Origin of the sequence: Paraburkholderia sp. J10-1 (genome assembly GCF_905220165.1) — a bacterium.
GTDB lineage: Bacteria > Pseudomonadota > Gammaproteobacteria > Burkholderiales > Burkholderiaceae > Paraburkholderia.
Map to the genome: position 1 here is coordinate 272,000 of NZ_CAJMYW010000001.1, position 17,629 is coordinate 289,628.

Here is a 17,629-nt window from a genome sequence, read left to right on the forward strand (position 1 = left end):
AGGCATACGGCGCGTGCGCTGGTGAAGCGCGCGGCGTACCGCCATTTCGCGCACACCGCGCATAACTTCCATGCGCGGTGCGCGCGCCTGGAGCGAGCCTGTCCAAATGGGAATACGATCACAAGCGTGAGCACCCCTGCCTGCGCGAACGGGCACTGCCTTCGCCACACCGCCCATCAACGTTTGAACGTCCCGCTCCGTGAAGCGCGGCGCGCCCACGCTCGCGCCGCTCTCGACAGCAACCTTGTGATGCGCTTTCTATGCATCGGCTCGGTAAGCCAAATGGAGGGACGCGATGGTGCCAATCCGCAAAACGTGCGCCCCCAGGGTCCCAAGCGCGGTTGACTAGCTGGCACCGCTTTTGCGCATCCATGCCTTCGCGCGCTACCGCCCGCATACAGCGCGCCCCTGCCGAGGAGTCCGAGCTCATGTCATCGAATGCAACCTCGAATGCCACGCCCACCAAGGCCGACCCATCCGATCTCGACCGCCGCGTCATCGACACGATCCGCACCTTGTCGATGGACGCCGTGCAAAAAGCCAATTCCGGCCACCCCGGCACCCCCATGGCGCTCGCGCCGCTCGCGTACCAGATCTGGCAGCATCATCTGCGTTATGACCCTGCCGCGCCGCTATGGCCAAACCGCGACCGCTTCGTGCTCTCGAACGGCCACGCTTCCATGCTGCTCTACTCGCTGTTGCACCTTACAGGCGTGCAAGCCGTAGATGAAAAAGGCAAGCCCACGGGCAAGCCCGCGGTCTCGCTCGACGATATCAAACACTTTCGCCAGCTCGACAGCGTGACGCCGGGGCACCCGGAATATCGCATGACAACGGGCGTAGAGACGACCACCGGGCCGCTCGGCCAGGGGCTCGGCAACAGCGTGGGCATGGCCATGGCCGAGCGCTGGCTCGCGCAGCGCTTCAATCGCCCCGACGCCACGATCTTCGACTACCGCGTCTATGCGCTGTGCGGCGACGGCGACATGATGGAAGGCGTCTCGCACGAGGCGGCTTCGCTCGCGGGCCACCTCGGTCTGTCGAATCTGATCTGGTTTTACGACAGCAACCACATCACGATCGAAGGACGCACCGACCTCGCCTATCGCGACGACGTCGAATCGCGTTTTCGCGGCTACCACTGGCACACGCTGCACGTGGACGACGCCAACGACACGAACGCGATCGAAGCCGCCATCGAAGCAGCGCAGGCCGTGACCGACAAGCCGACGCTCATCGTGGTGAAAAGCATCATCGGCTGGGGCGCGCCGAACCGGCAGGACACGGCGGCGGCGCACGGCGAGGCTCTGGGCGAAGAGGAAGTGCGCCTCGCCAAGCGTGCGTACGGCTGGCCGGAGGACGCTCAATTCCTCGTGCCCGATGGCGTGTACGAGCGCTTCGCGCAAGGCATGGGCGCGCGCGGCAAGGCGGCGCATGAAGCGTGGAAGCAACGCTACGACGACTATGCGAAGCGCTACCCCGAGCCGGCGAAAGAACTGAGCCTGATGCTCGAGGGCAAGCTGCCCGAGGGCTGGGACGCCGACATTCCGACCTTCGAAGCCGATGAAAAGGGCGTTGCCACGCGCGATTCATCGGGCAAGGTGCTCAACGCCATTGCGCAACGCGTGCCGTGGATGATCGGCGGCGCCGCCGACCTCTCGCCCTCCACCAAGACCAATCTCAAGTTCGAGGGCGCAGGAAGCTTCGAGCGCGATCACTACGACGGCCGCAACCTGCACTTCGGCATTCGCGAGCACGGCATGGGCGCGGTCTGTAATGGCCTCGCGCTTTCGGGCTTGCGACCGTTCGCATCGACGTTCCTCATTTTCAGCGACTACATGAAGCCCCCCATCCGGCTCGCCGCGATCATGGAGCTGCCCGTGGTCTACGTGTTCACGCACGATTCGATTGGTCTTGGCGAGGACGGGCCCACGCACCAGCCGATCGAGCAACTCGCCGCGCTGCGCAGCGTACCCGACCTCCTCACGCTGCGCCCCGCCGACGCCAACGAAACCGCAGAGGCCTGGCGCGTGGCGCTCACGCGCGCGCATGAACCGGCCTGCCTCGTGTTGACACGCCAGGCCCTGCCCACGCTCGACCGCACGAAATACGCGAGCGCACAAGGTGTGCGGCGCGGCGCCTATGTGCTCGCCGACGCACCCGATGGCAAGCAGCCCGAAGTGCTGCTCCTCGCCACGGGCAGCGAAGTTTCGCTATGCATTTCCGCATACGAAACGCTGCAAAACGAGGGGATCGCCGCGCGCGTGGTCTCGATGCCTTCATGGGGCCTGTTCGAACTACAAGACGAGGCATACCGCGATGCGGTGCTGCCGCCGGGCATCCATGCGCGCGTGGCCGTGGAGCAAGCCGCTTCGCTCGGCTGGGACCGCTACGTCGGCCGCTTCGGCGCGCAGATCGTCATGCGCACGTTCGGCGCCTCCGCGCCTATCAAGGCGCTGAGGACCAAATTCGGCTTCACGCCGGAGCACGTGGTGGAAGAAGCGAAGAAGCAGATTGCGCGCTGCAAGGCGGGAGCCCGCGAGTAAGCCGTCAGTGCCTGCTCGTGCCGTACATGCGCAAATAGCCGCTGTGAAGCGTCACCGGCTTGCCGTCCGTCTCCTCGATGAGCCGGGCGGCGGCCGCTTCGATGGCGGCGCGATTGCGGTGGAACGCGAGGCGCAGGTCCGGCTCGCGCAACGATCTCGCGCCGAAGCGATCCTCCAGCGCTTCGGCGGTTATCGCGCAGTCCACCGGGACCGAATCCGCCACGGCAACAAACGTGAGCGCGTACTCCTGCGTGTCGTACTCGACCGGACCTTCGGGAAAGGAAATGTTCATGATGGGTGGACTCCTGAATATCGGGCGCGTAACCAATCAGGCGCCGCCGCGTGGCGGCGCGCAGGCGACCTGTCAACGCCGCGAGATGCCGAAAAGCAGGCTGGCCAGGAAGAGAATCACGAATATCAGGAACAGAATCTTGGCGATGCCCGCAGCACCCGCGGCAATCCCGCCAAACCCGAAGACAGCCGCGATGATGGCTATGACGAAAAATACGATCGCGTAGTAAAGCATTGCCGGCTCCTTTGGAAGTATCCCTCCTCTATGCGCAACGGCCGTGCCCGAGCGGACTTTCGCGCAGGCGCGAGAATTCCCGGGCCTCCAGTGGGGACAGGTCCAACATGTCTCACGGCGCGTGGGCGCGCATGGCCACGCGTAGCGGATCTTGTAGCGAGAAGGTGGAAGCATTCCGCAATCTCTTTGGAAACGCCATGACGACAACCCACAACAAACTTCGGTATGCCGCTGCTTCGATATTGACCGTGCTCTTCTGCCTGCTTGCGGCAACCGCACACGCGGCAGGCTTCAAGCGCCTCGACATTCCCGCCGACGCCAACGGGCCGGCATTGAAAGCCATGGTATGGACGCCATGTGCCGAGCCCGCGCAGGACGTACCGTTCGGTCCGTACGTCCTGCGCGGGCGGCGCGACTGTCCGACGACTGGCGAGAAGCTCCCGCTCGTCGTCATTTCGCACGGCCACACCGGCTCGTTTCTGGGTCATCATGACCTTGCCGAGACGCTGGCCGACGCGGGCTTCGTTGTGGCCGCAATCAATCATCCAGGCGACTCGTTCGCCGATCCGGGCCGCTCGGGCGATATCTCCGTGTTCATCGAGCGGCCGGCCGATATCAAGCGCGTGATCGACTACATGCTGAGCGCCGCGCCAGACGCCGCGAAAATCGACCCGCAACGCATTGGCTTCTTTGGCTTTTCGCGCGGCGGCTATACGGGTCTCGTGTTAGCGGGCGGCGTGCCGGACTTCCGGCACGCCGATGTGCCTTGCCCGGACCCGCGGCCGCCGGTCTGCGACGAAGTTGCGCGTGGAGACGTGCCCACGCAGCCGCTGCCGGCCGACGCGCGAATCAAGGCGTTCGTGCTCGCCGACCCGCTCAATGAATTCCCTGCCGCGAGCGATCTGAAGAACGTCACCGCGCCCATCCAGATGTGGGCTTCGCAGTATGGCGGCGACGGCGTCATGCCCCACAACGCGCCCGCGCTCGCGAAGACACTGCCCCGCAAGCCCGACTATCACTTCGTGCCGAACTCGGCGCATTTCGCCTTTCTCGCGCCCTGCGCCGAGGCTATGAAAGAGCAGATGCGCGAGATTTGCGTGGATGAGCACGGCTTCGACCGGGTCGCCTTTCATCAGGCATTCGACGCCAGCGTGCTCGCGTTTTTCCAGGCGAACTTGCGCTAGCTTTTCCGCTTTCCTTCGTGCGGCCCTGTGGCCCAGCCGCCGCATTGTCGCTTCGGCCATCGCGTCGTCAGTTTCGCGCCAGCATCGGCAGGTAACATCGGTGCAAAGGAAGGCATCACGCAAAACCGGCGCAAGACGAAACAGGGAGATGGCTGAATGCGTTCTTTTCCGCTATTCATTGTCGGTGCGCCGCGTTCGGGAACAACGTTTCTCTGCTCTGTTCTCAATGCGCACCCGCACATCCAGCTAACCAACGAATGCCGGGTTTTCGCACTGGTCAAGGAAATGCTGGATGTGGGCAGCCAGCGCCCCGATCTGATGAGCGCCGCGTGCCGCGACCGCTTCAACGCCTTTGGTCGCCGCACGCTTGGCGCCTGGGTCGAGCGCTTCTATCGTGAAGACCTCGAAATGTCGGCGCCGATCTGGGGCGACAAACATCCCCCTTACGCCGATCCTACGATTCTTTCCGGCCGCATCGGCGCAATCGAGCGCTTGCCGCGCTCCGGGTCGTGCCTGCGGCTCATCCACGAACTGTTGCCCAACGCGCGCTTCATTCATCTTCATCGCGACCCCGGCTGGGTCGCCAATTCGCTGGTGCGCAAGCACTGGATCGGGTCCGTCAACGACGGCGTTCGCGTGTGGGGGCAGTATGTGACCGAAATCATCGACTTCTTTGCGGAGATTCCGGCGGAGCAGACGTTGACGGTCGGCTATCGCAATCTGATCGAAGATGCGGACACGACGATCGCAAGCATCAGCCGCTTTCTGGGCCTCACGGACGCTTCGCCGATCCGCGATTTCCTGCATGCCCAGCGCAGTGCGCCAACGCCGTTCAGCGACCCGGTGACCGATATCGCCGATCTCTACGTCGTCCCGCCTACCCCAACAACGGATAACGCGCTGCTCGCCCTTGCGGAAAAGGCGGCGACGCAACTTGGCTATTCGGCACCCGCCACTCTTTCGGAATCCATATAATTACTGCAAAGCAGCGCTCGAAAGACGAGGTACGCACGCGATTGCAGGCACGGCGAATTAAGCACGATGATGAGGCAGTCGGTAGCCTGGCGTTCGGAGAAGTCCGCACCGAAGGTCACGGCGCGGACCAGGAGAACCTGATATCGGCGTCAGGCATTGCCACCCGCGCGACTCTCCAGAACGCTTCTTACCACCGGAACGGCTGAAAAGGCGTTCGGCCATCCCGCGTACCAGGCAAGGTGAGAGACCGCTTCGGAAACCTCTTCAGGTTTCAGCCCGTTGTCCATTGCCTTGTTCAGGTGGAACGTCACCTGCGCGACGTGTCCGGCGGTGATCAGCGACGCAACCGTCACGAGACTCCGGTCGCGTGGCGATAGATCGGGCCGAAGCCAGAGGTCGCGAAACAGAACCTCACCCGTGTCGGCCACGAGTCCCGGTGAAGCCGTGCCGACCATTTGCTCCACGGCCTGCGCACGCCTCGCCTCCGCCTGCATGTCCAGCGGCATCAAGGCCGGCGATTCAGCGGGAAGCTGATCTTCACCAATGGCCCGGTCGGCGAACACACGCCCGATAGCGGCCGCCGCCGTCGTGCCGGTGCACCAGCCCGCATAGAACGCGAGATGCGTCACGATCTCCGACATCTCTTTTGGCGCGACTCCGTGATCGAGGGCGAAGTTCGCGTAGAACGGCAGCGCATCGATTCGCCCCTGGGTGATGACAGCCGCCAGCGTGACAATGCTCCGATCCCGTCGCGAAAGGCCGGCGCGCGACCACACCTTGCCAAAGAGCGCTTCCTGCTCATAGCGAGCCAGTGCCGGAGAGCAGGCGTAGACATTCATAATATTCATTCGTCATCCTGAAAAAATAGGAAACGCTCGCGACGTTCTCCCTCGACGATTTCCGTGCGGATACTGACGCCGGAATCAGTCGGTGACCAGCGGGCCCGACGTGTATTGCTCGTCCGTGACGGGCTCCATCCATTCGACGTTCTTTCCGTCGAGCATCTCGGTGATCGCGACGTGCGACATCGCAGTGGTCGGCGCTGCGCCGTGCCAGTGACGCTTGCCGCATGAGCAGGCGACGATATCGCCGGCCCGGATCTCCGTGCGTGCACCACCCTCGCACTGGGTCCAGCCCACGCCCGACAGAACGACCAGCGTTTGCCCCAACGGATGGGTATGCCAATGCGTGCGCGCACCGGGCTCGAATGTCACGATGGCGCCGCCGGCTCGGCCAGGTTCCTCCGCCTGGAACGGGCTGTCGATCCGCACCGAGCCCGTGAAGAAGCTCTCCGGCCCCTTGATCGAAGGCTTTGTTCCGTTGCGGATGATGGTTTGTGCCGGCGTGGTCATGATTTGCGTCCTTTGCAGTGTGGTCCGATGGTGAAAACACCCAACCGACAATCTAGTTCTTCGGTCGCGCGCCGACTAGATGGCAGAATCGGCATAGATTTATGCTATGGTGCATAAATGGAAATCCCCGACCTGAACGAACTGATCGCGCTGCTCACAGTGGCACAGGAGCGCAGCTTCACGCGCGCCGCGAGAAGGCTTGGCGTATCGCAATCGGCGCTTAGCAGGAGCGTGGCGGCGCTCGAGCGGCGGCTAGGCTCGCTTCTGCTGGTGCGCACCACACGCAGCGTGTCGACCACCGAGGCCGGTCAGCAGCTCCTGAACGGCGTCACGCCCAAGCTCGAAGAGATCGACGCCGAACTGCGCGCGATCGCCGAATTGCGTGAGCGCGCCGTGGGAACGGTGCGCATCACGGCAACGGACTACGCGGCCAACCAGTACATCTGGCCGAAGCTTCAGGGGGTGCTGCGCGAGAACCCCGATCTGCGCGTCGAACTCATCAACGACTACGGATTTACCGACATCGTCGCCGAGCGGTTCGACATTGGTGTGCGGCTCGGCGATCAGGTGGAAAAAGACATGATCGCCGTGCGCATTGCGCCGGACGAAACGCTGGCGATCGTGGGCGCGCCCGACTATCTCGCCACAGCGCCGGCGCTCGCGCATCCACGGCAGTTGACGGCGCACAACTGCATCAATCTCAGGCTGCCCCGCACCGATACCGACCTGCCGTGGGAGTTTCACAAGGGCAACAGGCGCATCGAGGTCAGGGTTCGCGGCCAGCTCGTTTTCAATAATTCGTATCAGATGCTCGACGCAGCCTTGCGCGGTTTTGGACTCGCCTACATTCCGCGTGCGCTGGCCGAAAACCATGTGCGCGAAGGCCGATTGCAATGGGTGCTGGAAGACTGGTTCCCCACCTTTACCGGCCACCACGCCTACTATGCGACGCGGCGCCAGTCCGCGCTCGCGGTACGGCTGATCATTGCTGCGTTGCGCGATGGCGCGGCCGATTGAATGAACTCATCGACTGCGAGGTGATTGGCGACTGAAGTCGTAGATAGTAAGACGTGCTAATGCTTCGGGGTCGCCGCTAGTGGAGTGAGTGCGGCCTTGCGTATGCCTGCTCAAGTTTGCCGCGGCGACTCGGCGTCTACGTACACCCATGCCGATGCGCCTGAAGCAAGAACGACGCGATCACGCCGATATGCATCGACTTCGTAGTCGTCCGCATGTTGAAGTTCTTCGGGTGTGATCGCGAAGACCATACCGCTCACCTTGTCGGTCGTGTTGGCCGTATAGGTCACGACAGGATGATGCGTCTTCCCGCTTGTCCTGACGACTTCGGGGTCGTCGATCTTCAGCATGGTCAGTGAATAGCCGGGCATGTCATCAGCGTGGCCGTCAAGTTTCCGGCCAAACGTTGCCAGTTGTACCTGCTCGAGCTGAAGCGTGCCGTATGAAAAGAGATTTTCTGAAAATACCGGATCAGTGTTAGCCATAATGTGCAAGCAAGACGCGTGTGGGCCCGCATTTTACAACCGGACACGAATGGCTTGCCAGCCGGTTTGCCGAGTTCAATGGACCATGGTCGTGGACATATTGCGTTTGCGCTGCCAGCAACCAGGCGGATCGGTGAACTTGCGGTCAACGCTGTGGATCTCGTGCTCGCCCAGTCGTTCGATAACCTGGCGCAGATGATCAGGACGCGAAACGCGAAAACCGCGGGCGTCGACCGATCCATCGAACGCCGACGCCCTTGTGGACCGGGCATGTGGATGCACCCAGCCTGATTACTGATCGTGTGCGAGTGCTTCGAGACGAGCGTGGCCTGCGTCTTTCGCCGCGCGCTCCGTGGCGAAGGGTTCTTCGGCTACGAGCGAGCGCCGCACTTCGCGTGCGTCGAAGTCGACGAGCGAGATAACCCACACCCATCCGCCGATCTGCTCGGCCGTCTGCACGAACGCACGCACGTTGCCTTTGTCCTTGGTGTTCATTTGACCTCCTCGACAGGAAAACACCGGTAGCGGCGCCTCGCGCAGCGGGGGAGCATGCGTCCCGCGGGCGCCCTCACAGATCAAGTCAGCCCGCAGATCATCGCGCAGACGACCTGATCGGTGATTTGTGCAAGCACTCCATAACTCGCCATCGCGGTTCCCCGTTACGATTCAACGTCCGGGAGCGCCGCATGGGGTACGGCCCTGCTGCCCCTCCCCTTGCAACACTTTATTTTAGGCAATGGGAATGGACATACCACTGGGCCCCTTGGACACGCCCCCTGCAGCACGCGCCGGTCGAAAGTGATCGGCGCGCCAACTTTCGGGGCAAAATCCGCCGCCCCGGCACTAGAATTCAGACATGGTCGCATTCCCGAAGGAGGCTGCCATGACTCAGTCAATGATCAGTTTTTGGGTTGGCCTTGTGGTTCTCGTTGTCATTGCCATGGCCCTGTCCCGTCGCTATAGGCGCGATCACCCGGGAGAGAGCCTGACCCAGTGGCTCGACGCGCACCATATGAGCTGGATGCATCGCAAGCACTAGTGTTCTCCTTAGAGGAATACCATGCCGACTTACCAGTACCGGTGCGAGAAGTGCGGCGAGATGTTCGAGCATGCCGAGCATCTTGCCGAACATGCAACCGCTCATCCGCCTTGCCCCAAGTGCGGCAGCGAAAAGGTTCAGCACATACCCACACCCTTTGTGGCGAAAACATCCAGAAAGTCGTGAAATCTCTTCAGTCGCTCAGGTCTGTGCCGGTTGCACCCTGTCCCGATGATGGTCCGCGGCAAGGAACATATACATCGCAGGAACGACGAACAGCGTAAACAACGTGCCGATCGACATCCCCGTGAAGATCACGAGTCCCATCGCGTTGCGGCCGGCCGCGCCCGCACCCGATGCGATCACGAGCGGCACGACGCCCAGCACCATCGCGGCCGTCGTCATCAGGATCGGCCGCAAGCGCACGCCAGCCGCTTCTTCGAGTGCCTCGCGCTTGCGCCGCCCCGCGCGTTGCAGTTCATTCGCGAACTGCACGATCAGAATGCCATGCTTGCTGACGAGGCCCATCAGCGTGACGAGGCCCACCTGCGTGTAAATGTTGAGCGTCGTCAGGCCCACGTTGATGAAGATCAGCGCGCCGAACAGCGCCATCGGCACCGACACGAGAATCACGACCGGATCGCGAAAGCTCTCGAACTGAGCAGCAAGCGCGAGAAACACGATGATCGTCGCCAACAGCAGCGTGGTCACGAAGCCGCCCGATTCCTGCACGAACTGGCGCGACAAACCCGAATAGTCGGCCGTGTAGCCCGTCGGCGCGGCGTCGGTGGTGGCCCGGCGCAAGAAGTCGAGCACTTCGCCCTGCGAGATGCCCGGCGCGAGCACGCCGGAAATCGTTGCCGAATTGAGCTGCTGGAAGTGGTTGATCGACTCGGGCACGACGTTGCGCTTCAGATGCGTGACCGTCGATGCGGGAATCACGCTGCCGTCGGGCGTGCGCAAATAATAGTCGAGCACTTGCGACGGGTTCAGCCGGTCCGTTTGGAGCACCTGCGGAATCACCTTGTACGAGCGGCCGGCAATCGAAAAGTAGTTGACGAAGTTACCGCCGAGCGCCGCGCCCAGCGTCTGCCCGATATCGCTTTGCGTCAGGCCGAGCGATGCGACTTTGTCGCGGTCCACGAGCAACACGCTTTCCGGCTTGTCGATCTTCAGATCGCTGTCGACGAAGAAGAACATGCCGCTTTCACGCGCCTTTTGCAGCACGGCTTGCGACACTTCATTCAGGTTCTCGAACGGCTCTGTCGTGCTGATGACGAATTGCACGGGTAATCCTTGCGCGCCCGGCAGGGGCGGAAACTGAAATGCCGCGACACGCGCGCCCGCGATGCCGTTCCACTTCTGCTGCAATTCCTGCTGCAATTGCGTTGCGCCCTTCTTGCGCTGGTCCCACGTCTTGAAGAGCACGCCGCCGATGCCCTGGTTCAGCGTCGGCACGCCCGTGAGCTGGAACATCTGTGCGTATTCGGGCAACTGCTTCGAGATCTCGAAGACCTGATCCGCGTAGGTTTGCATCTGCTGGATCGTCGCATCGGGCGGCCCCAGCACCTGGGACAGCACGATGCCCTGGTCCTCCTGCGGCGCAAGCTCCGATTGCGACGTCATGAAGAGATAGACGGTGCCGCACAGCAGCAGCGCGCCCATCACGACGAACACAGGCCACGTGTCGAGCATCGCATGCAAGAGGCGCCCGTAGCCGTGATGCACCCGCTCGAACTGCCGGTCGACGAAGCGCGCGAAGCGGCCCGACTGCTGGTCCGTGCGAAAAAAGCGCGAGCACATCATCGGCGAAAGCGTCAGCGCGATCACGCCCGATACGGTGACGGCGCCCGCCAGCGTGAACGCGAATTCGGTGAAAAGCGCGCCCGTCAGTCCGCCCTGAAAGCCGATGGGCAAGTACACGGCAATCAGCACGACCGTCATCGCGAGAATCGGGCCGCCGAGTTCGCGCGCGGCGATCAGTGCGGCGTCGAAAGGCTGCTTGCCCTCCTCCTTCATATGCCGGTCGACGTTCTCGACCACGATGATCGCATCGTCGACAACGAGGCCAATGGCGAGCACGAGCGCAAGCAGTGTCAGCAGATTGATCGAATAGCCAAGCACCTGCATCACGAAGAACGTGCCGATCATCGAGAGCGGCATCGCGATCACGGGCACGATTACCGCGCGAAAACTGCCAAGGAAAAGGAAGATCACGACGGTCACGATCAGCAGCGACTCGACGAGCGTCTTCACCACCTCTTCGATCGCCGTGTTGATGAAGTCGGTCGCGTCGTAGACGATGTCGCCGGTCATGCCCGTCGGGAACTGCTTCTGCAGGTCCGGGAAGAGGATTTTCACGCGCTTCGCGACGTCGAGCACGTTCGCATCGGGCGCCACCTTGATGCCGATGAACACCGATCGCCTTCCGCTGAATGCGACGTTGAAGTCGTAATTGTCCGCGCCGAGCACGACGTTCGCGACGTCTTCGAGGCGCACGATCGCGCCGTTCTTCTGCGTGACGACGAGCTTCCTGAAGTCTTCGACAGAATGCAGGTCGGTGCCCGCATTCAGATCGACGCTGATCATCTGGCCTTTGGTCGTGCCAAGCGTCGCCAGATAGTTGTTGTTGCCAAGCGCCGTGAAGACGTCGGCGGCCGTCACGTTGTGTGCGGCGAGCCTGCTCGAGTCGAGCCATGCGCGCAGCGCGAACTGACGGCCGCCGAGCACTTCCGCCGTTTGCACGCCCTGGACCGAATCGAGCTTCGGCTTCACAACACGCAGCAAATAATCCGTGACGTTGTTGCTCGGCAGCACGTCGCTGTAAAAACCCATGTACATCGCGTCGGTGGTTTGACCCACTTGCACGGTCAGCACCGGCTGTTGCGCCTGCGGCGGCAACTGGTTGCGCACCGAAGCGATTTGCGTGTTGATCTCCGTGAGCGCGCGATTGGAATCGTAGTTGAGGCGCAGCGTCGCGGTGATCGTCGAAACGCCCGTCGTGCTCGTCGACGACATGTAGTCGATACCCTGTGCCTGTGCAATCGCGGCTTCGAGCGGCTGCGTGATGAAGCCGGCCATCGTGTCGGCGCTCGCGCCGTAGTACGCGGTGGTGATCGTCACCACGCCGTTTTCGGTTTGCGGATATTCGCTGACCTTGAGCGCCGCAAGCGAGCGCAAGCCGAGCACGAGTATCAGCAAGCTCACCACCGATGCGAGCACCGGGCGTTCAATGAAGATGTCGGTGAATTTCATCGCGCGCTCTTCTATTGTTCCTGAGGCGTCGGGTTCGCGCTGTCCGCAGGCAGCACGCGGTTGTCGATCACGAGCGGCGTACCGTTTTTCAGTTTCAACTGTCCGCTCGTCACGACCTGCGTGCCTTCGCTGATGCCCTTGAGAATCGCAACCTGGTCGCCACGCGTCGGCCCCGGCGTGACGAACACCTGTTGCGCGACGGGCATGATCTTGCCTTGCGCATTCTTTTGTTCGCCGGACTTCACGATGAACACGGTCGCGCCATAAGGGTTATAGGTGATCGCCGTTTGCGGCAAGGTCAGATAGCGCTGCGCGCCGCCCGCGTCGATCTTCACGTTCGCGTACATGCCGGGCAACAGTTTGCGCTCGCGATTGTCGACGCTCGCCTCGATCTGGACGTTGCGCGTCGTGCTGTCCACGCGCGGATTGATCGAGCGGATCTTGCCGTCGAACGTGCGGTTGCCGAACGCATCCGTATTGACGACGATGGCCTGGCCAACCTGCAACTGGCCGAGTTGCTGCTGCGGCAGAAAGAAGTCGGCGTAGATCGGGTCGATGGCTTGCAGCGTGACGATGGCGTCTCCCGGATTGAGATACTGGCCGGGATTGACCGTCGTGATGCCCACGCGTCCCGCGAATGGCGCGCGAATCGTCTTCTTTTCGACGAGCGCGGCCTGTTGATCGACCTGGGCTCTTTTACTCTTGAGGTCCGCGGCGTCGGCGTCGAGTTGCGCCCTCGCAATCGCCTGAATGCCGAACTGCGCCTTGTCGCGGTTGTAGACCGTTTGCGCGAGGTCCGCGGCTGCTCGCAGCGACGCGAGCTGCGCGCGGTCCGAGTCGTCGTTCAGGCGCACGAGCACCTGGCCCGTCTTCACTTCCTGGCCCGAGTTGAACGCGATCTCGCGCACGAGCCCGGCCACTTCCGTCGTCACGTCAACGCCGCGCACCGCGCGCAGGCTACCCACTGCGGCAAGCTGCGGCTGCCATGTTTGATAGCTTGCGATAGCGGCCGTGACGGTGGCGGGCGGCGCGGCGTTGCTCGCCATGAACTGCTTGATCATGTGCGCCCTGAACAGATTGAAGCCGACCAGCGCTGCGAGCAGTATGCCCACGCAGATCAGCATGAGGATCATCCGCTTTGCCATCGGTTTTTTCGTCGTCATCGTCATGTCCTGGCAAGGGCGGCCATTGCGCACCGTTTCATTTCGGCGCGGCCGGCGCGGGCTCGGCTGCCTGGCTCGTCGTGTCGTTCCACCAGCCGCCGCCGAGCGCCTGAAACAGCGCCGCCGTGTCCGCATAGCGCGCGGCCTGCGCCTGCGCGAGGTTCACGACGGTCTGCTGGTACTGACGCTGTGCATCGAGCAGCGCCAGATAGCTGACTCCGCCGATGCGAAACTGGCCGCGCGTCAGGTCGAGCGAATCGCCGGCCGCGCGCCATGCTTGCGTCTGCGCACTCAGGCCGGTTGCGTCGTGTTCGAGCGCGCGTAACGTGTCAGCGACGTTCTGGAATGCGAGCAGCACGGTTTGGCGGTATTGCGCGTTGGCCTCGTCGAACGCCGCTTCTGCCGCGCGCTTTTGCGCGCTCAACTGGCCGCCATGAAAGATCGGCTGCGTGATGCCTGCGCCGATGCTCCAGATCATGTCGGCGTACTTAAGAAGGCCCGCGGGCGTCAGCGCCTGCGGACCGTAACTCGCGGAGAGCGTGAGCTGCGGGTACAGGTTCGCTGTCGCTACGCCGACCTGGGCACTCGCCTGATGCAGTGTGGCGTCGGCGGCGAGAATGTCGGGGCGTTGCCGCACGAGCGAAGACGGCACGCTCACTGGCAAGGTTTGCGGCAACGTGAACATCGACATCCTGAACTCCGGCACGTCCGTATCGCTCGGCGGCTTGCCCGCCAGGACCGCGAGCTGGTGACGCGTCTGGTCGAGCGACTGACGCAACGGCGGCAATGTTGCGCGCGTTTGCGCCACGAGCGTTTCCTGCGCTAGCACCGCAGTGCGGCTTATGCCGCCCAGTTCGAGCTGCTGGCGCATGATGCGAAGCTGCGCGTCTTCGTCGTCGGCGATGCGCGCGGTCGCTTCGATCTGCTCGCGCAGCGAGGCTTCCTTGATGGCCGCCGTCACGATATTCGCGGTCAACGCGAGATACACCGCCTGCAACTGGAAGCCCTGGTAATCGACCTGGGAGCGCAGCGATTCGAGCTGGCGCCTGCCGCCTCCGAACACATCGAGGTTGTACGACACGTTCACCGAAGCGTTATAGAGGTTCAGCAGTTCCGTGAGTTGCGGCTCGCCGAACGTGACACCGCTGAACTTCTCGCGCGTCGCATTGGCCGTTGCATCGACGGACGGATACAGCGTGGTGCCGATTTGCGCACGAAGATTTTCACCGGCCTGCCTGAGCGCCGCTTGCGCCGCGGCGACATTGGGGCTGTTGGCGAGCGCTTCGCGGATCAGCGCGTCGAGCGGCTCGCAATGAAAGAGCGTCCACCACTGCGCGGGAATGTCCTGTGCGGCCACGAAATGTTGCGGGACACCCGAAGCGCCCGGCGCCGAGGCCGTTTGATCGGGCAGCGGCGTGGACGTGTAAGCGCCGGTGGCGGGCGGCGCGGGCGTATGGTAATTCGGGCCGACCGTGCAGCCGGACAAGGCGATCAGGACGGTGACCCATGCAGCACGCGTAACCGTCTCGCATGCTGCATTGCGGCGAGATGCACTGCGCGAATGCCAGTGCAGGCGGCTGCGACTGAAACCGTGGTTGACGTCGTCGATCATCGATCCACCTTGTTTCACTGCGTGGAAAACGAACGAAACGGCAGATGCAGAGCTTGAAATCATGCCACAGGTGGCGCGGGTCTGATCGACGTGGACTACCATGGGATCTACGCTCTTGCTGGCGGCGTGCCCACGGAGGTCGACATGAGCAGTGACGCATCGAATGAAAACGGTCCCGATCTGGCCCAAGGCGTACCCATCGAATCTCTCGGTGAAGCGGGCATGTTGTCCGGACACGTCGGTAACGACGCCGTGCTCATTGCACGGCTCGGCAATGAATTCTTCGCGATCGACGCCGCCTGCACGCACTACTACGGCCCGCTCGCCGAAGGGCTGATCGTCGGGGAAACGGTACGGTGCCCATGGCATCACGCGTGTTTCAGCCTGCGCACGGGGGAAGCGGTGCGCGCGCCTGCGCTCAGCCCGGTCGCGTGCTGGTCTACGGAGATCCGTGGCGACAAGCTTGTCGTGCTGCACAAGAAAGCGCCGCCCGCGCGTTCCGTGACCGCACCGGCCGATGCGCCACAGAAGATCGTGATCGTCGGCGCAGGGGCTGCAGGCTTTGCTGCCGCCGAGCGTCTGCGGCGCCTCGGCTACGCGGGCAGTCTCACGATGCTGAGCGACGACGACGCCCCGCCGGTGGACAGGCCAAACCTGTCCAAAGACTATCTGGCCGGCAGCGCGCCCGAGGACTGGCTGCCGCTTCGCGACGACGCTTTCTACGCCGATCAACGCATCGATCTGCGGCTGAACGCCGGCGTCACCCGCCTTCACGTCGCCGCGCAGGAAGTGGAACTCGCGGATGGAAGCAGGGTGCCCTACGACCGCCTGCTTTTGGCCACAGGAGCCGAAGCGGTCCGCTTGCCGATCCCCGGCATGGACTTGCCGCACGTGCATACCTTGCGCACATTGGCCGACAGCCGCGCCATCATCGCTCGCGCGGCGAACGCGCGGCGCGCGGTTGTCATCGGAGCCAGCTTCATCGGGCTCGAAGCGGCGGCGTCATTGCGCGCGCGTGGACTCGAGGTCCACGTCGTGGCGCCGGAGCAGCGTCCGATGGAACGTGTGCTGGGGCCGCAGATGGGTGAATTCGTGCAGCGGTTGCATGAAGAACACGGCGTCGTCTTCCACCTCGGGAACACCGCCAGCGCGATCGATGCGCAGCAGGTATCGCTCAAGGCGGGCGGCAACCTGGCGGCTGATCTGGTGGTGGTCGGCGTCGGCGTGCGGCCCAGACTGGCACTGGCCGAGCAAGCCGGCCTCGCGATTGACCGCGGCGTGGTGGTCGATGCCTGCCTGCAGACCAGCGTGCCTGGCGTGTTCGCTGCCGGCGACATCGCGCGTTGGCCCGATCCGCACAGTGGCACGGCAATTCGCGTGGAGCACTGGGTTGTCGCGCAGCGCCAGGGACAAACTGCGGCGATGAACCTGATTGGCGGACGCGAGACGTTCGACGCCGTACCGTTCTTCTGGAGCCAGCATTACGATGTCCCGATCAATTATCTCGGGCACGCCGAGAGCTGGGACGAGATCTCGGTTGATGGGGATATCGCAGGACGCGACTGCTTCCTGCGCTACAAGCGAGACGGACGCGTCGTCGCCGTGGCCTCTATCTATCGCGATGCAGAAAGTCTGCGGGCAGAAGTCGAAATGGAGCGCGACATGCGTTGACGGCGGAACGCATCGCACCGGTCACCGCCCGGTCAGACTCTTGAGGATTTTCCGAACGATGCGCTCGTGCCGCGCGAGCGCCTCTTCGAGTGTGCGCGCGCCATAGCTCTCGTTGTCGTCTCGCGCTTGCATTCCGGCGATACGCGTCACGAAGAGCGCGGGTTCCCCTGCCTTCGTGTCGGCCACACCGCGAAAGCGCGTCGTGACCGTCACGCCCGACTTTTCGAGCAACGTGCGGCGAAAGATCAGTTCGTTCTCCGCCATCCAGCGCGACCACTCGCTGCGGTCGAACACCTCGAAAGGTCTGTTCTTTGCGTCGAGCACGTAGAAGCGTTCACCCTTGGGCGGGACAGTGCGGGTTCCCATCTATTTGGCATCGGCGACTAGTCGAGCTTCATGATGCCCATGTGCATCGCGGTGTCCGCACACATGACGACCAGCTTGTCGTGCGAAACACCCTCGGTCAACCGATGATTGAGCACCTCGTCGAATGTCCCGGCGCACTGCGAGACCGCGCTCATCGCGTCTCCTTCCGTCCGGTTGTAGGCGCCAGCGAGCAGCCATCGCGCCCGGCATTTTGCGGCGTCTATCGTTTCCTGAACTGAAGCATCAGGGCCGGCTGCATGACATTCGGGAATTGCCACAGGCTGGAACGCTTGCGACAAGGTGGGGATGAGGAAGGCAGCGGCAACGATGTATCGACGGCACATGGCAGCTCCTTTCATGAGGATCTTCTTACCGCCGTTGATTCGCGACGATGAGTCAATCGACAATCTATCACTTCTGCCAGCGAGGGTGCGTGTG

General features: G+C 63.0%; 18 protein-coding genes. 6 read left to right on the forward strand and 12 right to left on the reverse strand.

All coding sequences use genetic code 11. From position 1 onward, the window contains the following. Positions 1–428 precede the first annotated feature (428 nt). Positions 429–2,546: a transketolase gene (tkt, locus tag U5A65_RS01235; RefSeq protein ID WP_321915180.1), complete on the forward strand. Its 2,118-nt coding sequence runs from the start codon at positions 429–431 to the stop codon at positions 2,544–2,546. Positions 2,547–2,550: 4 nt separating this feature from the next. Here the strand turns inward: tkt and U5A65_RS01240 are convergent, their stop codons facing one another. Together U5A65_RS01240 and U5A65_RS01245 are read right to left on the reverse strand one after the other, a co-directional pair. Further along, positions 2,551–2,838 (reverse strand): DUF1488 domain-containing protein, encoded by a 288-nt coding sequence (locus U5A65_RS01240; protein WP_321915181.1) that lies wholly within the window; start codon positions 2,836–2,838, stop codon positions 2,551–2,553. 72 nt (positions 2,839–2,910) lie between these two features. Beyond that, positions 2,911–3,072: a DUF1328 domain-containing protein gene (locus U5A65_RS01245; protein ID WP_158761410.1), complete on the reverse strand. Its 162-nt coding sequence runs from the start codon at positions 3,070–3,072 to the stop codon at positions 2,911–2,913. 197 nt (positions 3,073–3,269) lie between these two features. Between U5A65_RS01245 and U5A65_RS01250 the strand changes: the two genes are divergently transcribed. Beyond that, on the forward strand, positions 3,270–4,256 hold the full coding sequence (locus U5A65_RS01250) for an alpha/beta hydrolase (RefSeq protein ID WP_321945197.1): 987 nt from the start codon (positions 3,270–3,272) through the stop codon (positions 4,254–4,256). 156 nt (positions 4,257–4,412) lie between these two features. After that, positions 4,413–5,231: a sulfotransferase gene (locus U5A65_RS01255; RefSeq protein ID WP_321945198.1), complete on the forward strand. Its 819-nt coding sequence runs from the start codon at positions 4,413–4,415 to the stop codon at positions 5,229–5,231. Positions 5,232–5,380: 149 nt separating this feature from the next. Here the strand turns inward: U5A65_RS01255 and U5A65_RS01260 are convergent, their stop codons facing one another. Then, entirely contained in the window at positions 5,381–6,070 is a 690-nt protein-coding gene (locus tag U5A65_RS01260; RefSeq protein ID WP_321945199.1) for a carboxymuconolactone decarboxylase family protein, read from the reverse strand. Positions 6,071–6,154: 84 nt separating this feature from the next. Then, positions 6,155–6,583: a cupin domain-containing protein gene (locus U5A65_RS01265; RefSeq protein ID WP_321915187.1), complete on the reverse strand. Its 429-nt coding sequence runs from the start codon at positions 6,581–6,583 to the stop codon at positions 6,155–6,157. A gap of 117 nt (positions 6,584–6,700) precedes the next feature. Here U5A65_RS01265 and U5A65_RS01270 point away from each other — a divergent pair, with 117 nt between their 5' ends. Further along, on the forward strand, positions 6,701–7,600 hold the full coding sequence (locus tag U5A65_RS01270) for a LysR family transcriptional regulator (RefSeq protein ID WP_321945200.1): 900 nt from the start codon (positions 6,701–6,703) through the stop codon (positions 7,598–7,600). Between the two features lie 110 nt (positions 7,601–7,710). Here the strand turns inward: U5A65_RS01270 and U5A65_RS01275 are convergent, their stop codons facing one another. From U5A65_RS01275 to U5A65_RS01285, 3 genes are all read right to left on the reverse strand, one after another. After that, on the reverse strand, positions 7,711–8,085 hold the full coding sequence (locus tag U5A65_RS01275; protein WP_321915190.1) for a gamma-glutamylcyclotransferase family protein: 375 nt from the start codon (positions 8,083–8,085) through the stop codon (positions 7,711–7,713). A 291-nt stretch (positions 8,086–8,376) separates the two neighbouring features. Continuing rightward, positions 8,377–8,580 (reverse strand): hypothetical protein, encoded by a 204-nt coding sequence (locus U5A65_RS01280; protein WP_321915191.1) that lies wholly within the window; start codon positions 8,578–8,580, stop codon positions 8,377–8,379. Positions 8,581–8,977: 397 nt separating this feature from the next. Then, on the reverse strand, positions 8,978–9,217 hold the full coding sequence (locus tag U5A65_RS01285) for a hypothetical protein (RefSeq protein WP_321945897.1): 240 nt from the start codon (positions 9,215–9,217) through the stop codon (positions 8,978–8,980). Here U5A65_RS01285 and U5A65_RS01290 point away from each other — a divergent pair. Next, on the forward strand, positions 9,146–9,310 hold the full coding sequence (locus U5A65_RS01290) for a zinc ribbon domain-containing protein (protein ID WP_321915192.1): 165 nt from the start codon (positions 9,146–9,148) through the stop codon (positions 9,308–9,310). The two genes, U5A65_RS01285 and U5A65_RS01290, sit on opposite strands and share 72 nt — an antisense overlap. 15 nt (positions 9,311–9,325) lie before the next feature. Here U5A65_RS01290 and U5A65_RS01295 read toward each other — a convergent pair whose 3' ends face one another. The 3 genes from U5A65_RS01295 to U5A65_RS01305 are packed head-to-tail and all read right to left on the reverse strand — an operon-like array spanning position 9,326 to position 15,154. Beyond that, positions 9,326–12,379 carry an efflux RND transporter permease subunit gene (locus U5A65_RS01295; protein ID WP_321945201.1) on the reverse strand — a complete coding sequence of 1,018 codons (3,054 nt, stop codon included), beginning with the start codon at positions 12,377–12,379 and terminating at the stop codon, positions 9,326–9,328. Positions 12,380–12,390: 11 nt separating this feature from the next. Further along, a complete protein-coding gene (locus U5A65_RS01300) occupies positions 12,391–13,542 on the reverse strand; it encodes an efflux RND transporter periplasmic adaptor subunit (RefSeq protein WP_321945202.1) in 1,152 nt (383 codons plus the stop codon). Between the two features lie 37 nt (positions 13,543–13,579). After that, positions 13,580–15,154, reverse strand: coding sequence for an efflux transporter outer membrane subunit (locus tag U5A65_RS01305; protein WP_321915197.1), 1,575 nt, complete (start codon positions 15,152–15,154; stop codon positions 13,580–13,582). A gap of 144 nt (positions 15,155–15,298) precedes the next feature. Here U5A65_RS01305 and U5A65_RS01310 point away from each other — a divergent pair, with 144 nt between their 5' ends. Further along, entirely contained in the window at positions 15,299–16,825 is a 1,527-nt protein-coding gene (locus U5A65_RS01310; RefSeq protein ID WP_321945203.1) for an FAD-dependent oxidoreductase, read from the forward strand. 21 nt (positions 16,826–16,846) lie between these two features. Here the strand turns inward: U5A65_RS01310 and U5A65_RS01315 are convergent, their stop codons facing one another. Further along, on the reverse strand, positions 16,847–17,191 hold the full coding sequence (locus U5A65_RS01315; protein ID WP_321945204.1) for a hypothetical protein: 345 nt from the start codon (positions 17,189–17,191) through the stop codon (positions 16,847–16,849). Positions 17,192–17,208: 17 nt separating this feature from the next. Further along, a complete protein-coding gene (locus U5A65_RS01320; RefSeq protein ID WP_321915201.1) occupies positions 17,209–17,550 on the reverse strand; it encodes a hypothetical protein in 342 nt (113 codons plus the stop codon). Positions 17,551–17,629 lie beyond the last annotated feature (79 nt).

Excerpts from the sequence above, each read along its gene's own strand:
- U5A65_RS01310 (WP_321945203.1), top strand. The coding sequence starts at position 15,299 with ATGAGCAGTGACGCATCGAATGAAAACGGTCCCGATCTGGCCCAAGGC.
- U5A65_RS01300 (WP_321945202.1), bottom strand. The coding sequence starts at position 13,542 with ATGACGACGAAAAAACCGATGGCAAAGCGGATGATCCTCATGCTGATC.
- U5A65_RS01250 (WP_321945197.1), top strand. The coding sequence starts at position 3,270 with ATGACGACAACCCACAACAAACTTCGGTATGCCGCTGCTTCGATATTG.
- U5A65_RS01240 (WP_321915181.1), bottom strand. The coding sequence starts at position 2,838 with ATGAACATTTCCTTTCCCGAAGGTCCGGTCGAGTACGACACGCAGGAG.
- U5A65_RS01285 (WP_321945897.1), bottom strand. The coding sequence starts at position 9,217 with ATGTTCGGCAAGATGCTCGGCATGCTCGAACATCTCGCCGCACTTCTC.
- U5A65_RS01315 (WP_321945204.1), bottom strand. The coding sequence starts at position 17,191 with ATGGGAACCCGCACTGTCCCGCCCAAGGGTGAACGCTTCTACGTGCTC.
- U5A65_RS01280 (WP_321915191.1), bottom strand. The coding sequence starts at position 8,580 with ATGAACACCAAGGACAAAGGCAACGTGCGTGCGTTCGTGCAGACGGCC.
- U5A65_RS01260 (WP_321945199.1), bottom strand. The coding sequence starts at position 6,070 with ATGAATGTCTACGCCTGCTCTCCGGCACTGGCTCGCTATGAGCAGGAA.
- U5A65_RS01245 (WP_158761410.1), bottom strand. The coding sequence starts at position 3,072 with ATGCTTTACTACGCGATCGTATTTTTCGTCATAGCCATCATCGCGGCT.
- U5A65_RS01270 (WP_321945200.1), top strand. The coding sequence starts at position 6,701 with ATGGAAATCCCCGACCTGAACGAACTGATCGCGCTGCTCACAGTGGCA.
- U5A65_RS01295 (WP_321945201.1), bottom strand. The coding sequence starts at position 12,379 with ATGAAATTCACCGACATCTTCATTGAACGCCCGGTGCTCGCATCGGTG.
- tkt (WP_321915180.1), top strand. The coding sequence starts at position 429 with ATGTCATCGAATGCAACCTCGAATGCCACGCCCACCAAGGCCGACCCA.
- U5A65_RS01320 (WP_321915201.1), bottom strand. The coding sequence starts at position 17,550 with ATGAAAGGAGCTGCCATGTGCCGTCGATACATCGTTGCCGCTGCCTTC.
- U5A65_RS01265 (WP_321915187.1), bottom strand. The coding sequence starts at position 6,583 with ATGACCACGCCGGCACAAACCATCATCCGCAACGGAACAAAGCCTTCG.
- U5A65_RS01305 (WP_321915197.1), bottom strand. The coding sequence starts at position 15,154 with ATGATCGACGACGTCAACCACGGTTTCAGTCGCAGCCGCCTGCACTGG.
- U5A65_RS01275 (WP_321915190.1), bottom strand. The coding sequence starts at position 8,085 with ATGGCTAACACTGATCCGGTATTTTCAGAAAATCTCTTTTCATACGGC.
- U5A65_RS01290 (WP_321915192.1), top strand. The coding sequence starts at position 9,146 with ATGCCGACTTACCAGTACCGGTGCGAGAAGTGCGGCGAGATGTTCGAG.
- U5A65_RS01255 (WP_321945198.1), top strand. The coding sequence starts at position 4,413 with ATGCGTTCTTTTCCGCTATTCATTGTCGGTGCGCCGCGTTCGGGAACA.